This window comes from Pseudomonas putida (genome assembly GCF_002741075.1).
In the GTDB taxonomy this organism is placed as follows: Bacteria; Pseudomonadota; Gammaproteobacteria; order Pseudomonadales; family Pseudomonadaceae; genus Aquipseudomonas; species Aquipseudomonas putida_T.
The window spans coordinates 441,365-457,011 of record NZ_CP016634.1; the positions used below are offsets into that span (position 1 = coordinate 441,365).

At 60.3% G+C, this 15,647-nt stretch carries 11 protein-coding genes; all 11 read left to right on the forward strand.

What is annotated here, in order from left to right:
- Positions 1 to 18: 18 nt before the first annotated feature.
- The 11 genes from gyrA to wbpB all read left to right on the forward strand — a co-directional run bounded on the left by gyrA (position 19) and on the right by wbpB (position 15,644).
- Complete coding sequence (gyrA, locus tag IEC33019_RS02460) at positions 19 to 2,787, forward strand: DNA gyrase subunit A (protein WP_099592951.1); 2,769 nt, start codon at positions 19 to 21, stop codon at positions 2,785 to 2,787.
- A 211-nt stretch (positions 2,788 to 2,998) separates the two neighbouring features.
- Positions 2,999 to 4,084, forward strand: a complete 1,086-nt coding sequence (gene serC, locus IEC33019_RS02465; RefSeq protein WP_172959798.1) for a 3-phosphoserine/phosphohydroxythreonine transaminase — start codon at positions 2,999 to 3,001, stop codon at positions 4,082 to 4,084.
- On the forward strand, positions 4,084 to 5,178 hold the full coding sequence (pheA, locus tag IEC33019_RS02470; protein WP_099592956.1) for a prephenate dehydratase: 1,095 nt from the start codon (positions 4,084 to 4,086) through the stop codon (positions 5,176 to 5,178). The genes serC and pheA overlap by 1 nt, the downstream gene beginning before the upstream one ends.
- A 197-nt stretch (positions 5,179 to 5,375) precedes the next feature.
- Positions 5,376 to 7,616 carry a bifunctional prephenate dehydrogenase/3-phosphoshikimate 1-carboxyvinyltransferase gene (locus tag IEC33019_RS02475; protein WP_099592957.1) on the forward strand — a complete coding sequence of 747 codons (2,241 nt, stop codon included), beginning with the start codon at positions 5,376 to 5,378 and terminating at the stop codon, positions 7,614 to 7,616.
- Positions 7,613 to 8,299, forward strand: a complete 687-nt coding sequence (cmk, locus tag IEC33019_RS02480) for a (d)CMP kinase (protein ID WP_043206590.1) — start codon at positions 7,613 to 7,615, stop codon at positions 8,297 to 8,299. The genes IEC33019_RS02475 and cmk overlap by 4 nt, the downstream gene beginning before the upstream one ends.
- A 124-nt stretch (positions 8,300 to 8,423) precedes the next feature.
- Entirely contained in the window at positions 8,424 to 10,103 is a 1,680-nt protein-coding gene (gene rpsA / locus IEC33019_RS02485) for a 30S ribosomal protein S1 (RefSeq protein ID WP_043206589.1), read from the forward strand.
- 341 nt (positions 10,104 to 10,444) lie between these two features.
- Complete coding sequence (gene ihfB, locus IEC33019_RS02490) at positions 10,445 to 10,741, forward strand: integration host factor subunit beta (RefSeq protein WP_099592959.1); 297 nt, start codon at positions 10,445 to 10,447, stop codon at positions 10,739 to 10,741.
- Between the two features lie 20 nt (positions 10,742 to 10,761).
- Positions 10,762 to 11,025 (forward strand): LapA family protein, encoded by a 264-nt coding sequence (locus tag IEC33019_RS02495; RefSeq protein WP_099592961.1) that lies wholly within the window; start codon positions 10,762 to 10,764, stop codon positions 11,023 to 11,025.
- A 102-nt stretch (positions 11,026 to 11,127) separates the two neighbouring features.
- Complete coding sequence (locus tag IEC33019_RS02500; protein WP_099592962.1) at positions 11,128 to 12,561, forward strand: MBL fold metallo-hydrolase RNA specificity domain-containing protein; 1,434 nt, start codon at positions 11,128 to 11,130, stop codon at positions 12,559 to 12,561.
- A gap of 748 nt (positions 12,562 to 13,309) precedes the next feature.
- The gene (gene wbpA, locus IEC33019_RS02505; RefSeq protein WP_099592964.1) at positions 13,310 to 14,620 is read left to right on the forward strand and encodes a UDP-N-acetyl-D-glucosamine 6-dehydrogenase; all 1,311 of its coding nucleotides are present in this window, start codon (positions 13,310 to 13,312) and stop codon (positions 14,618 to 14,620) included.
- 73 nt (positions 14,621 to 14,693) lie between these two features.
- Positions 14,694 to 15,644, forward strand: coding sequence for a UDP-N-acetyl-2-amino-2-deoxy-D-glucuronate oxidase (gene wbpB, locus IEC33019_RS02510; protein ID WP_099592966.1), 951 nt, complete (start codon positions 14,694 to 14,696; stop codon positions 15,642 to 15,644).
- Positions 15,645 to 15,647 lie beyond the last annotated feature (3 nt).

Below are 15,647 nucleotides of genomic sequence, written 5' to 3' on the forward strand. Positions count from 1 at the left end.
AAAGGAATCAGGCTTCTCATGGGCGAACTGGCCAAAGAAATCCTCCCGGTCAATATCGAAGACGAACTGAGACAGTCTTACCTCGACTACGCGATGAGCGTGATTGTCGGGCGTGCGCTGCCCGATGCGCGTGACGGCTTGAAGCCCGTGCATCGCCGCGTTCTCTACGCGATGAGCGAACTGGGCAACGACTGGAACAAGCCGTACAAGAAGTCCGCGCGTGTGGTCGGTGACGTCATCGGTAAGTACCACCCCCACGGCGACATTGCGGTCTACGACACCATCGTGCGTATGGCCCAGCCTTTCTCGCTGCGTTACCTGCTGGTCGACGGCCAGGGCAACTTCGGTTCGGTCGACGGCGACAACGCCGCGGCCATGCGATACACCGAAGTGCGCATGGCAAAGCTGGCCCACGAGCTGCTGGCCGACCTGCACAAGGAAACCGTCGACTGGGTGCCTAACTATGACGGCACCGAGCAGATCCCGGCGGTCATGCCCACCAAGATCCCCAACCTGCTGGTCAATGGTTCCAGCGGTATTGCCGTGGGCATGGCGACCAACATCCCGCCGCACAACCTTGGCGAGGTCATCGACGGCTGCCTGGCGCTGATCGACAACCCCGAGGTGTCGGTCGATGAGCTGATGCAGTTCATCCCTGGTCCCGATTTCCCCACTGCAGGTTTGATCAACGGCCGCCAGGGCATCATCGAGGCCTACCGCACCGGCCGTGGCCGCATCTACATGCGCGCTCGCTCCGAGATCGAGGACATCGACAAGGACAAGGCCGGCGGTCGCCAGCAGATCGTCGTCACCGAGCTGCCGTACCAGCTGAACAAGGCGCGGCTGATCGAGAAGATCGCCGAGCTGGTCAAAGAGAAGAAGATCGAAGGCATCACCGAACTGCGCGATGAGTCCGACAAGGACGGCATGCGTATCGTCATCGAGCTGCGTCGCGGCGAGGTGCCGGAGGTGGTGCTCAACAACCTCTATTCGCAGACCCAGCTGCAGAGCGTGTTCGGTATCAATATGGTCGCGCTGATCGACGGCCGCCCACGTCTGCTCAACCTCAAAGACCTGCTCGAGGCATTCGTCCGTCACCGCCGTGAGGTCGTGACCCGCCGCACCGTGTTCGAGCTGCGCAAGGCACGCGAGCGTGGCCACATCCTGGAAGGCCAGGCGGTCGCGCTGTCCAACATCGACCCGGTGATCGCCCTGATCAAGGCCTCGCCGACCCCGTCCGAGGCGAAGGAAGCCCTGATCAGCACCGCTTGGGAATCCAGCGCCGTGCAGGTCATGGTCGAGCGCGCCGGTGCCGACTCCTGCCGTCCGGAAGACCTTCCGGAGCAGTACGGTCTGCGTGATGGCAAGTATTACCTGTCGCCGGAACAGGCTCAGGCCATCCTGGACCTGCGCCTGCACCGCCTGACTGGCCTGGAGCACGAGAAGCTGCTGGCCGAGTACCAGGAGATCCTCGAGCAGATCGGCGAGCTGATCCGCATCCTCAGCAGCGCCGAACGCCTGATGGAAGTGATCCGCGAAGAGCTCGAAGCGATCCGCGCCGAGTACGGCGATGCCCGTCGCACCGAGATCCTCAACGCCACCCACGACCTCAGCTACGGCGACATGATCCCGGAAGAAGAGCGCGTGGTGACCATCTCCCACGGCGGCTATGCCAAGACCCAGCCGCTGTCCGCCTACCAGGCCCAGCGCCGTGGCGGCAAGGGCAAGTCGGCCACTGGCGTGAAGGACGAGGACTACATCGAGCACCTGCTGGTCGCCAACAGTCACGCCACCCTGTTGCTGTTCTCCAGCAAGGGCAAGGTGTACTGGCTCAAGACCTACGAGATTCCCGAGGCGTCCCGCGCCGCCCGTGGCCGTCCGCTGGTCAACCTGCTGCCACTGGAAGAAGGTGAGCGCATCACCGCCATGCTGCAGATCGACCTCGAAGCCCTGCAGCAGGGCGCCGATGGCGACGAAGAGCTGGAGGACGCCGACGACACCGTGCTCGAAGGGGAAGTGATCGAGGCCGAGGAAGTCGACGAAGAAGACGGCGACACCCCGGAATGGGTTGCTGAGCCGACCGGTGCCTACATCTTCATGGCCACCGCTTCCGGTACCGTGAAGAAGACCCCGCTGGCCCAGTTCGCCCGTCCGCGTTCCAGCGGCCTGATCGCCCTGAAACTCAAGGAAGGTGACACCCTGATCGCCGCGGCCATCACCGACGGTGCCAAGGAAGTCATGATGTTCTCCGACGCCGGCAAGGTGATCCGCTTCGCCGAGAGCGTGGTGCGTGAAATGGGCCGTACTGCCCGTGGCGTTCGCGGCATGAAGCTGGGCAAAGGGCAGCGGGTGATCTCCATGCTGATTCCTGAGTCCGGCGCGCAGATCCTCACTGCCTCCGAGCGTGGCTTCGGCAAGCGTACCCCGCTGTCCAAGTTCCCGCGCCGCGGCCGTGGCGGCCAGGGCGTCATCGCCATGGGCACCAAGGGCCGCAACGGTTTGTTGATCGGCGCGATCCAGGTGCAGGAAGGCGAAGAGATCATGCTGATCTCCGACCAGGGCACCTTGGTCCGTACCCGCGTTGGTGAAGTCTCCAGCCTGGGCCGTAACACCCAGGGTGTGACGCTCATCAAGCTGGCGACCGACGAGACGTTGGTGGGGCTGGAGCGTATCCAGGAGCCGTCCGAGGACGAGCTCGATGATGACATCGAGATGGATGAGGAAGGCGTCGAGGCCGATGCGCCGGATGATGAAGCTGCTGGTGCCGAAGAGGCCCCGCAGGAGTAACCCAGCGCAACAACCCAAACGGGGCGACCATGGTCGCCCCGTTTGACTGATTACAGCAGGCAGCGTCCTCAAGGACGGTGCAACACCCTGTGGGAGCGGGTTTACCCGCGAAGAAGGCGCCGCGGTGCATCGCGGGTAAACCCGCTCCCACAGGGTTCCCGGCAGCATCGAAGATTGTAGATTTGTTCTATTTGGCAGAGCGAGAGTGGATGTGAGCAAACGAGCCTTTAACTTCTGCGCAGGCCCTGCCGCGCTTCCTGACGCTGTCCTGCAGCGTGCCCAGGCCGAAATGCTGGACTGGCGTGGCAAGGGCTTGTCCGTGATGGAGATGAGCCATCGCAGCGATGACTACGTGGCTATCGCCGAAAAGGCCGAGCAGGACCTGCGCGACCTGCTGTCCGTCCCCTCCAACTACAAAGTCCTGTTCCTGCAGGGCGGTGCCAGCCAGCAGTTCGCCGAGATTCCGTTGAACCTGCTGCCTGAAAATGCCACGGCCGACTACATCGAGACCGGCATCTGGTCGAAGAAGGCCATCGAAGAGGCTCGTCGCTTCGGTCACGTCAACGTCGCCGCCAGCGCCAAGCCCTACGACTACCTGGCCATCCCGGGCCAGAACGAGTGGAACCTGACCAAGAACGCTGCCTATGTCCACTATGCGTCCAACGAGACCATTGGCGGCCTGCAGTTCGACTGGGTCCCGGAGACCGGTGACGTTCCTTTGGTGGTCGACATGTCGTCCGACATCCTGTCGCGCCCGATCGACGTCTCCCAGTACGGCCTGATCTATGCCGGTGCGCAGAAGAACATCGGCCCGAGCGGCCTGGTGGTGGTGATCGTTCGCGAAGACCTGCTCGGCCGCGCCCGTAGCCATTGCCCGACCATGCTCGACTACAAGGTCGCCGCCGACAACGGCTCGATGTACAACACGCCGGCTACCTATTCCTGGTACCTGTCGGGCCTGGTGTTCGAGTGGCTCAAGGAGCAGGGCGGCGTCGAGGCCATGGAGCAGCGCAACCGCGCCAAGAAAGACCGCCTGTACGGTTTCATCGACACCAGCGAGTTCTACACCAACCCGATCAGCCACAATGCCCGGTCGTGGATGAACGTGCCGTTCCGCCTGGCCGACGAGCGTCTGGACAAAGCCTTCCTGGCTGGCGCCGACGCCCGTGGCCTGCTCAACCTCAAGGGCCATCGTTCGGTCGGCGGCATGCGCGCCTCGATCTACAACGCCCTGGGTCTGGAGGCGGTCGAAGCCCTGGTGGCCTACATGGCTGAATTCGAGAAGGAGCACGCTTGATGTCCGATCAGGAACTCAAGGCGCTGCGCGTTCGCATCGACAGTCTCGACGAGAAGATCCTCGAGCTGATCAGCGAGCGCGCCCGTTGCGCCCAAGAGGTGGCCAAGGTCAAGACCGCCTCCCTGGCCGAAGGCGAGAAGCCGGTGTTCTACCGGCCCGAGCGTGAGGCCGCCGTGCTCAAGCGCGTCATGGAGCGCAACAAGGGCCCACTGGATAACGAAGAGATGGCGCGGTTGTTCCGCGAAATCATGTCGTCCTGCCTGGCCCTGGAAGAGCCGCTCAAGGTCGCCTACCTCGGCCCTGAGGGCACCTTCACCCAGGCTGCGGCCATGAAGCACTTCGGTCACGCCGTGGTCAGCCGCCCGATGGCGGCCATCGACGAAGTGTTCCGCGAAGTGGCGGCGGGCGCCGTAAACTTTGGCGTGGTGCCGGTGGAAAACTCCACCGAAGGTGCGGTCAGCCACACCCTGGACAGCTTCCTCGAGCACGACATGGTGATCTGTGGCGAAGTCGAGCTGCGTATCCATCACCACCTGCTGGTGGGTGAGAACACCAAGACCGACAGCATCACGCGCATCTATTCCCATGCCCAGTCCCTGGCCCAGTGCCGCAAGTGGCTGGACGCGCACTACCCGAATGTCGAGCGCGTGGCGGTGTCCAGCAACGCCGAGGCTGCCAAGCGGGTCAAGGGTGAGTGGAATTCCGCGGCCATCGCCGGCGACATGGCGGCCAACCTGTACGGCCTGACCCGCCTGGCCGAGAAGATCGAGGATCGCCCGGACAACTCCACGCGCTTCCTCATGATCGGCAGCCAGGAAGTACCGCCGACCGGCGACGACAAGACTTCGATCATTGTCTCGATGAGCAACAAGCCAGGTGCCCTGCACGAGCTGCTGGTGCCTTTCCACGAGAACGGCATCGACCTGACCCGTATCGAGACCCGTCCGTCGCGTAGCGGCAAGTGGACCTACGTGTTCTTCATCGACTTCGTAGGCCATCACCGCGACCCGCTGATCAAAGCGGTGCTGGAGAAGATCAGTCAAGAGGCCGTGGCGCTCAAGGTGCTGGGGTCCTATCCGAAGGCGGTGCTTTGAGGTTGAGGCAGGTCTTGAGGTCGTTGGGGCTGCGCAGCAGCCCTTTCGCGACACAAGGCCGCTCCTACTGGTTTCGCGTGATCCCTGTAGGAGCGGCCTTGTGCCGCGAAAGAGCCGCAAAGTGGCCCCTGCGGTCTGATTACCAGACAGGATTTACCCGGCAAGCATTGCCGTTTTTTTGAACAGGATTCGCGCTAGTGGTTGATGCAATAGCAAGCAAATCCAGCCCCATCATCGGTCGCTTGGTCGTCGTAGGCCTGGGCCTGATCGGCGGTTCGTTCGCCAAGGGCCTGCGTGAGAGCGGCCTGTGCCGGGAAGTGGTCGGCGTCGACCTGGATGCCCAGTCGCGCAAGCTGGCCGTTTCGCTCGGCGTGGTCGATCGTTGCGAGCAAGACCTCGCCGCCGCCTGTGTTGGCGCCGATGTGATCCAGCTGGCCGTGCCCATCCTGGCGATGGAAAAGGTCCTGGCCCATCTCGCGCGCCTGGACCTGGGCGACGCGGTCATCACTGATGTGGGTAGCGCCAAGGGTAACGTGGTACGTGCCGCACGTGAGGCCTTTGCCGGGCGCTTGTCGCGCTTCGTCCCGGGCCACCCGATCGCCGGTTCCGAGCAGAGCGGGGTGGAAGCCTCCAATGCCGCGCTGTTCCGCCGCCACAAGGTTATCCTCACGCCGCTGCCGGAAACCGATCCGGCCGCTGCGGCCCTGATCGATCGTTTGTGGCGGGCGCTGGATGCCGATGTGGAGCACATGCCGGTCGAGCGCCATGACGAAGTCCTGGCTGCCACCAGCCATCTGCCGCACCTGCTGGCGTTCGGCCTGGTCGATTCGCTGGCCAAGCGCAATGAAAACCTGGAGATCTTCCGGTACGCTGCGGGAGGCTTCCGCGATTTCACGAGAATCGCCGGCAGCGACCCGATCATGTGGCACGACATCTTCCTCGCCAACCGCGAGGCTGTCCTGCGCACCCTGGATACATTTCGCAGCGATCTCGACGCCTTGCGCGACGCGGTCGATGCAGGGGACGGGCACCAACTGCTGGGTGTGTTCACCCGCGCCCGGGCTGCCCGCGAGCATTTCAGTAAAATCCTGGCCCGCCGGGCCTATGTGGACGCTATGAACGCCAACGATCTGATTTTCCTGGCCCAACCTGGTGGCCGCCTGTCCGGACGGATCCGCGTTCCGGGCGACAAATCGATTTCCCATCGCTCGATCATGCTTGGCTCGCTGGCCGAAGGCACCACCGAGGTCGAAGGTTTCCTCGAAGGCGAGGACGCCCTGGCGACCTTGCAGGCCTTCCGCGACATGGGGGTGGTCATCGAGGGCCCGCACCATGGTCGTGTGACCATCCACGGCGTCGGCCTGCACGGCCTCAAGCCGCCGCCCGGCCCGATCTACCTGGGTAACTCCGGTACCTCGATGCGCCTGCTGTCGGGCCTGCTGGCCGGCCAGCCATTCGATGTGACCATGACCGGCGATGCCTCGCTGTCCAAGCGCCCGATGAACCGTGTGGCCAACCCGCTGCGTGAGATGGGTGCGGTGGTCGAGACCGGCCCTGAAGGCCGTCCGCCGCTGACCATCCGTGGCGGCCACAAGCTCAAGGCGCTCGACTACACCCTGCCGATGGCCAGTGCCCAGGTCAAATCCTGCCTGTTGCTGGCCGGCCTGTACGCCGAAGGCACCACCACCGTCACCGAGCCTGCACCGACCCGCGACCACACCGAGCGCATGCTGCGCGGCTTTGGCTATGCCGTCGAGACCAATGGCCCGGTCGCTTCGCTCAAGGCGGGCGGCAAGCTCAGTGCAACCCGCATTGAAGTTCCGGCGGATATCTCTTCGGCGGCGTTCTTCCTGGTCGCGGCGTCCATCGCCGAAGGCTCGGAGCTGGTGCTCGAGCACGTTGGCATCAACCCGACCCGTACCGGCGTCATCGACATCCTGCGCCTGATGGGCGGCGACATTACCCTGGAAAACCAGCGTGAAGTCGGCGGCGAGCCGGTCGCGGACCTGCGCGTGCGCGGCGCCAAGCTCAAGGGTATCGAGATTCCGGAGCACCTGGTGCCGCTGGCCATCGACGAATTCCCCGTTTTGTTCGTGGCTGCTGCCTGCGCCGAGGGGCGTACCGTGCTGCGCGGCGCCGAAGAGCTGCGCGTCAAGGAATCCGACCGCATCCAGGTCATGGCCGACGGCCTGCTGACCCTGGGCGTGAAGTGCGAGCCGACCCCCGATGGCATCATCATCGACGGCGGCCCGATCGGTGGCGGCGAAGTGCACGGTCACGGTGACCACCGCATCGCCATGGCCTTCAGCGTCGCCTCGCTGCGTGCCAGTGCGCCGATCCGCATCCATGACTGCGCCAACGTCGCCACGTCCTTCCCGAACTTCCTGGCGCTGTGCGCCGAGGTTGGCATTCGGGTCGCAGAAGAGGGCAAGTCGTGAGTTCGCAAGCGCCAGTCATCACCATCGACGGGCCTAGTGGCTCGGGCAAGGGCACGGTCGCGGGCATCCTGGCCCGCGAGCTGGGCTGGAAACTGCTGGACTCCGGCGCCCTGTACCGCCTGCTGGCGTTCAATGCCGTCAACCATGGCGTCGACCTGACCAACGAAGAGCTGCTCAAGGCCTTGGCCGCCCATCTGGATGTGCAATTCGTCGCTGCGGAACCGGGTAAGCTGCAACAGATCATCCTCGAGGGCGAGGATGTCAGCAACGTGATCCGCACTGAAACCGTCGGCGCCGGCGCCTCCATGGTCGCTTCGCTGCCTGCGGTGCGCGAAGCGTTGCTGCAGCGTCAGCGCGCGTTCCGCGAAGCGCCTGGCCTGATTGCAGACGGTCGCGACATGGGCACCGTGGTCTTCCCGGACGCGCCCTTGAAAGTGTTCCTCACCGCCAGCGCGGAGGAACGTGCACGACGTCGCTATTTGCAGTTGAAGGGCAAGGGCGATGATGTTAGCCTGGCGAGTCTGCTAGATGAGATTCGTGCGCGCGATGAGCGTGACACCCAGCGTGCGGTGGCCCCGCTGAAACCAGCGGCCGATGCCATCCAACTGGACTCCACCGAGTTGTCCATCGAGCAGGTGTTGCAACGTATCAGGAGCGAGCTCGCCCAGCGCGATCTGCTCTGATAGCCAGGAGAACAGGCAGGGGCACCAGTCAACGTCCTGTCGGTTTTCCTTTATATGAACGAAACCCACATTGTCTGGAATGTGGCTATGGGCGTCTGTTTCGCCCGAATCTACAGGAATTAAAATGAGCGAAAGCTTTGCAGAACTCTTTGAAGAAAGCCTGAAAACCCTCAATCTGCAGCCGGGCGCGATCATCACCGGTATCGTTGTCGACATCGACGGCGACTGGGTTACCGTTCACGCTGGTCTGAAGTCCGAGGGCGTCATCCCGCTCGAGCAGTTCATCAACGAAGCTGGCGAGCTGACCATCAAGGTCGGTGACGAAGTTCACGTTGCGCTGGACGCGGTCGAAGACGGCTTTGGCGAAACCAAGCTGTCCCGTGAAAAAGCCAAGCGCGCCGAGTGCTGGATTGTTCTGGAAGCAGCTTTCGCCGCCGAAGAAGTGGTCAAGGGCGTTATCAACGGTAAGGTTAAGGGCGGCTTCACTGTCGACGTTAACGGCATCCGTGCGTTCCTGCCGGGCTCCCTGGTTGATGTCCGCCCAGTGCGCGACACCACCCATCTGGAAGGCAAAGAGCTGGAATTCAAGGTCATCAAGCTGGACCAGAAGCGCAACAACGTTGTCGTTTCCCGTCGCAGCGTGCTGGAAGCCGAGAACAGCGCCGAGCGCGAAGCCCTGCTGGAAACCCTGCAGGAAGGCCAACAGGTCAAGGGTATCGTCAAGAACCTCACCGACTACGGCGCCTTCGTGGACCTGGGCGGTATCGACGGCCTGCTGCACATCACCGACATGGCTTGGAAGCGCATCAAGCACCCGTCGGAAATCGTCAACGTTGGTGACGAAGTCGACGTTCGCGTCCTGAAGTTCGACCGTGAGCGCAACCGCGTTTCCCTGGGTCTGAAGCAAATGGGCGAAGATCCGTGGGTTGCCATCACCTCGCGCTACCCAGAAGGTACTCGCGTACAGGCTCGCGTTACCAACCTGACCGACTACGGCTGCTTCGCTGAGCTGGAAGAAGGCGTTGAAGGTCTGGTACACGTTTCCGAAATGGACTGGACCAACAAGAACATCCACCCGTCGAAAGTCGTTCAGGTTGGCGACGAAGTGGAAGTCATGGTTCTGGACATCGACGAAGAGCGTCGTCGTATCTCCCTGGGCATCAAGCAGTGCAAGTCCAACCCATGGGAAGACTTCTCCAGCCAGTTCAACAAAGGTGACAAGATCACCGGTACCATCAAGTCGATCACCGACTTCGGTATCTTCATTGGCCTGGACGGCGGCATCGACGGTCTGGTTCACCTGTCCGACATCTCCTGGAACGAGTCCGGCGAAGAAGCCGTACGTCGCTTCAAGAAGGGCGACGAGCTGGAAACCGTCATCCTGTCGGTTGATCCAGAGCGCGAGCGCATCTCCCTGGGTATCAAGCAACTGGAAGACGATCCGTTCTCCAACTTCGTTGCTCTGAACGACAAGGGTGCAATCGTCAAAGGTATCGTCAAGGAAGTTGACGCCAAGGGCGCCATCGTTACCCTGGCCGACGACATCGAAGCTACTCTGAAAGCTTCCGAAATCAGCCGTGACCGCGTTGAAGACGCGCGTAACGTCCTGAAGGAAGGCGAAGAGATCGAAGCCAAGATCATCAGCGTCGATCGCAAGTCCCGCGTTATCAGCCTGTCCATCAAGTCGAAGGACGACGCTGAAGAGCGCGAAGCTATCCAGAGCCTGAAAAACGCTGCTCCGGAAGCTGCTGCCGACACCACCATGGCTGCGCTGCTGCGCGAAGCTATGGCCAAGCAGAACTAAGTTCTGTTTGATCGGTAAAAAAGGGCGACTTCGGTCGCCCTTTTTTGTGCCTGTCTGAAAACAAGCAGATACCGGCCTCGCGTCGCGTGCCACTTCTGTAGGCGCTGGCGAAGCCCGCAATGGGCTGCAAAGCAACCCCCAACTCCGATCAAGCACCCCTGAATCAATTCACCGCACCTCGCCTGGGTTATTCGGCTATTCCCTTCTGCTCATCCCGCTTCCCAGTCTCGCGCAATCTTGAATTTTTTTATTAAGTCAAGATCCACCCTGTTCAAATCCGTCGGAGCGTGCTACAAACTGGTTAAGCAATGATCTAGCTGCTTGATAACGAAGGGAAAAATATGACGAAGTCGGAGCTGATCGAACGTATTGTCACCCATCAAGGGCTGCTCTCGTCCAAGGACGTGGAATTGGCCATCAAGACCATGCTTGAGCAGATGTCACAATGCCTGGCCACCGGTGATCGCATCGAGATCCGTGGTTTTGGCAGCTTTTCCTTGCACTACCGCTCACCGCGGGTAGGGCGTAACCCCAAGACCGGCCAATCGGTGAGCCTCGAAGGCAAGTATGTGCCGCACTTCAAGCCTGGTAAGGAGTTGCGTGACCGGGTCAATGAAGAAGAGCACGAACACACCTGAGTGGTTCAAGGAGCAGTCTGATGCGTAACCTCAAGCGTGCCTTGGCGGCCCTCTTCGTGCTGCTGCTGGCAGCGGTGGTCCTGTTCTTCGTTCTGGAGAATCAGCAAGCCGTTTCCTTGGTCCTGTTCGGCTGGACTGCACCGGCAGTTCCCGTGGCGGTCCTGGTGATCGCCGCACTGGTCGTCGGCCTGGCTGTCGGCCCGCTGCTCGGTGCGTATGGCGTGCTGCGCAGCAAGCGCAAGATCCGCGCTTCTGCCCGTCAGGCGGCCCTGTCCGGCAACTGAGGATTTTTCCTGCTGGGCCCGACGAATCCTGCACTTTTTCCTGCTGCTGAATGAATGAAGTAATAGGCCGCTTCATTTCAACCCTTCGGAGGTTTCAGCAGCATGCAATCCCCTACGCTCTCGCACCATGGTGCTACCCGTGGTGTGACCGGTTCATGCCATCAACTTCACCTCGACAGCGCGACCAGCCTATTGATCGACTGCGGCCTCGAACAGGGCAGAGATGCCGCTCTCAAAGATGAGGCCGCCTCGCTCGGATTCGCCATTGATGGCATCCAGGCGCTGATCGTTACCCATGTGCATCTGGATCATGTCGGCCGCATCCCCGCCTTACTCGCCGCCGGCTACCGCGGCCCGATCATTTGCAGTGAGCCCTCCGCGCGCTTGTTACCCCTGGTGCTTGAGGATGCGTACAAACTCGGTGTCACTGCCGAGCCCGCCCAGGTGGAGCGATACCTGGAATTTCTCGAGAAACTCATAACCCCCGTGCCCTTCGATCAGTGGCATACCGTCGTGGATCGACAAGGGCTCGAATGCCGTATCCGGCTGCAGCGCGCCGGACATCTGCTAGGTTCCGCCTATGTCGAGTGCGATGTGCGTCAAGCGAATACGCCCGACAGCACACGTGTCGTATTTTCCGGAGACCTGGGCGCTGCGCATAATCCATTGCTCAGGCCCGTGCAACCGCCGGAGAAAGCGGACGTGTTGGTGCTCGAAAGCACCTACGGCGATCGCCTGCATGCGGACCGCAGCGAACGCCAGCAACGACTGGAGGCGGCCATCGATCGCGCCCTGGCCGACCGTGGCACGATCATGATCCCCGCCTTCAGCCTCGGCCGTACCCAAGAGTTGCTCTACGAGCTCGAAGACATTCTGCACCGCAAAGCCTTGCTCGCACCTCGTCGCGAAAAGACCAGCGATGACCCCCTCGACTGGTCGCAACTCCCCATCATTCTCGACTCGCCCCTGGCCCAGCGTATTACCCGCGCGTACCAGGACCTGCACCGTTTCTGGAATGCCGAAGCCCGCCAACGTTTAAATGAAGGTCGTAATCCCCTGAGTTTCGAGCAACTGGTATGCGTCGATACTCATGCCAAACACCAACAAGTGGTCAATTACCTCAAAAGTACGGGGCGTCCCGCTATCGTGATTGCCGGTAATGGCATGTGCTCCGCCGGGCGTATCGTCAATTATCTCAAGGCGATGTTGGGCGATCCTAGGCATGAAGTGATGTTTGTCGGTTACCAAGCAAAAGGTACTCCTGGCGCAGTCATCCAGGCGAGCCAGGGTGCGGAAGGTTTTGTGCAAATTGACCTGGACGGCAAGATGTACGACGTGCGGGCTAAAGTGATGAGTTTGGAGGGTTATTCGGCTCATGCGGATCAGGTGGGGTTGATGAGGTTTGCGTTGGGGTGCAAGGCGCGGAGGGTAGTGTTGGTGCATGGGGAGAGGCGCTCGAAGCAGGTGTTGGCTCAAGTTTTGGCCAGTCTTTTCAAGCAAGCTGATTATGATGCTGAGGTGGAGGTTGCGGGGTAATCGGTGCGCGCCGTGAGCGCGTTAGTCGAGGTTGCCAGGTCCGCCTGGCACCCTGGCTGATGGGCGGGGATGGCTGGGCGTTGTTGTCAGTTAGGTTAGGTGTAACAATGTATGCCCGTCGCCTAGGTAACAACATGGGTTTTTCATCTCCCACCGAGGCTTTTCTGGGCTATCGTCAGGGCTCCGAATTTCCCCGTGGCTCGCTTCTGCTTGCTAGCAAATGCCAAAAAATTGAGGTCAGTGCGGATGCATCGTTCCGTGCGAACAAATTTCTGTCGGTTGTTTGGCGCTCCCGTCTGTCTATCGGGCGATGTTCCAAGTCGTATCGTTACCGATAGTTGAATGAGCGATTTTTGATAGCTCACTCGTCGGGAGTCAGTACCTAGAGAGGAAAAATTGATATTTTTAGCCGTCTTCAGGGCTTGGTGTTGGTGTCAGCGGCAGAGCTTTTGGTGAGGGTTTGCATGGCTCTTGGGGCGGTGCGTTGAATGAGCGCAGAGCATCTCGGGTGTATCTCTCGGGTTGAAAACTTTGATGGATCCGTGAGGCTTAACCGCCTATGATTGGTCGGCCTTTCCACATCGGCAGCTGGCTGCTCTCCTGGTGGGGTGGGTGAGCGCTTTTCGACAGAGTGGGAGCTTCCACGTTGTTATCAATGGATTCACTCGTTGGCGAATGAATCGTGAAGGATCAATAACCCGTTGCGCCGTCATGGAACGGGCATGTACATCAAGGTGAGTTGGAAAGCATGACAGATATAAACACGGTGGTAGAAAAGTATAAAAGCCGGCAGGCCTTGATTGGTATCGTAGGGCTCGGATATGTCGGGTTACCACTGATGCTGCGTTATAATGCGATTGGCTTTAATGTTTTAGGTATTGATATTGATCAATCCAAGGTCGATAAACTTAACGCTGGCCAAAGCTATATCGAGCATATCCCGGCTGCCAATATCGCCAAGGCTCGTCAGTCGGGCTTCGAGGCAACCATTGATTTTGAGCGTGCCAGTGAGTGCGACGCGCTGATTCTGTGCGTGCCTACGCCGCTGAATAAGTATCGCGAGCCGGACCTGAGCTTCGTGATCAACACCACCGATGCGCTCAAACCTTATTTGCGTGCTGGCCAAGTGGTTTCCCTCGAAAGCACCACTTACCCAGGTACTACCGAAGAAGAGCTGCTGCCTCGCGTGCAGGAAGGCGGTTTGGTTGTCGGCGAGAATATCTTCCTCGTTTACTCGCCGGAGCGTGAAGATCCGGGTAATCCGAACTTTGAAACCCGCACCATCCCGAAAGTGATCGGCGGACATACACCGAAATGCCTCGATGTGGGTATCGCACTTTACGAGCAGGCCATCGACCAGGTTGTTCCGGTAAGCTCCACCAAGGCTGCCGAGATGACCAAGCTGCTGGAGAACATCCACCGGGCGGTCAACATTGGCCTCGTCAACGAGATGAAGATCGTCGCAGATCGCATGGGCATTGACATCTTCGAAGTGGTTGATGCCGCCGCCACCAAGCCGTTCGGCTTCACGCCTTATTACCCAGGTCCTGGTCTGGGCGGTCACTGCATTCCAATCGACCCCTTCTACCTCACCTGGAAGGCACGTGAGTACGGTCTCCATACTCGGTTCATCGAATTGTCTGGAGAGGTCAACCAAGCGATGCCCGAATACGTGCTGGGCAAGCTTATGGACGGCCTGAACGAATCGGGGAAAGCGCTCAAGGGAAGCCGGGTGCTGGTCCTCGGTATCGCCTATAAGAAGAACGTCGACGACATGCGTGAGTCGCCCTCCGTGGAAATCATGGAACTCATTGAAGCCAAAGGCGGTATGGTTGCCTACAGCGACCCGCATGTACCGGTGTTCCCGAAGATGCGTGAACACCACTTCGAGCTGAGCAGCGAACCGCTTACCGCTTCGAACCTGGCTGGTTTCGATGCCGTGGTGCTTGCCACTGATCACGACGATTTCGACTATGCCCTCATCAAATCCAATGCCAAGTTGATCGTCGATAGCCGCGGTAAATACCGCACGCCTGCTGCGCATATCATCAAGGCCTGATTGGCGTACTAGCAAATTGATCCGCCTGTGCCCTCCGGCCAGGCGGATTCATTCGTTTTTCAAAGGAAGCTTCATGAAAAATTTTGCTCTCATCGGTGCTGCAGGCTACATCGCCCCTCGTCATATGCGCGCCATCAAGGATACCGGCAACCGCCTGGTTTCTGCGTATGACATCAATGACTCGGTAGGCGTCATCGACAGTATTTCGCCGCAGAGCGAATTCTTCACCGAGTTCGAGTTTTTCCTCGACCATGCCCATGGTCTCAAGCGTGACCCAGCCACGGCTCTGGATTACGTGGCGATCTGCTCGCCGAACTACCTGCACCACCCCCACATCGCGGCAGGCTTGCGTCTGGGCTGCGACGTGATCTGCGAAAAACCGCTGGTTCCAACCCCCCAGCAGTTGGATGAACTGGCCTTGGTCGAGCAGGAAACTGGCAAGCGCCTGTTCAACATCCTGCAGCTTCGCCATCACCAAGCGATCATTGCCCTGAAGGACAAGGTTGCCCGTGAAAACAACCCGCACAAATACGAAGTTGATCTGACGTACATCACCTCCCGCGGCAAGTGGTACCTGCAAAGCTGGAAGGGCGATCCACGCAAGTCGTTCGGTGTGGCGACGAACATTGGTGTGCATTTCTACGACATGTTGCACTTCATCTTCGGCAGGCTGCAGCGTAACGTCGTGCATTTTACCTCGGAACACAAGGCGGCAGGCTATCTCGAATATGAGAACGCACGAGTGCGCTGGTTCCTGTCAATTGATGCTAACGATCTTCCCGAGTCTGTAAAAGGCAAGAAGCCTACTTATCGTTCGATCACCGTCGACAGCCAGGAAATCGAGTTCTCCGAAGGCTTTACAGACCTGCATACCGTCAGCTATCAGGCCATTCTCGATGGTAAGGGCTTCGGTATTGAAGACGCCCGTCACTGTGTCGAGACTGTTGATGTGATTCGCTCCGTTGCGCCAGTCACAGCCCGTGATAGCGAGGGGCATCCGTTTTTGGTCAACCTGCTGCGTTGAGGT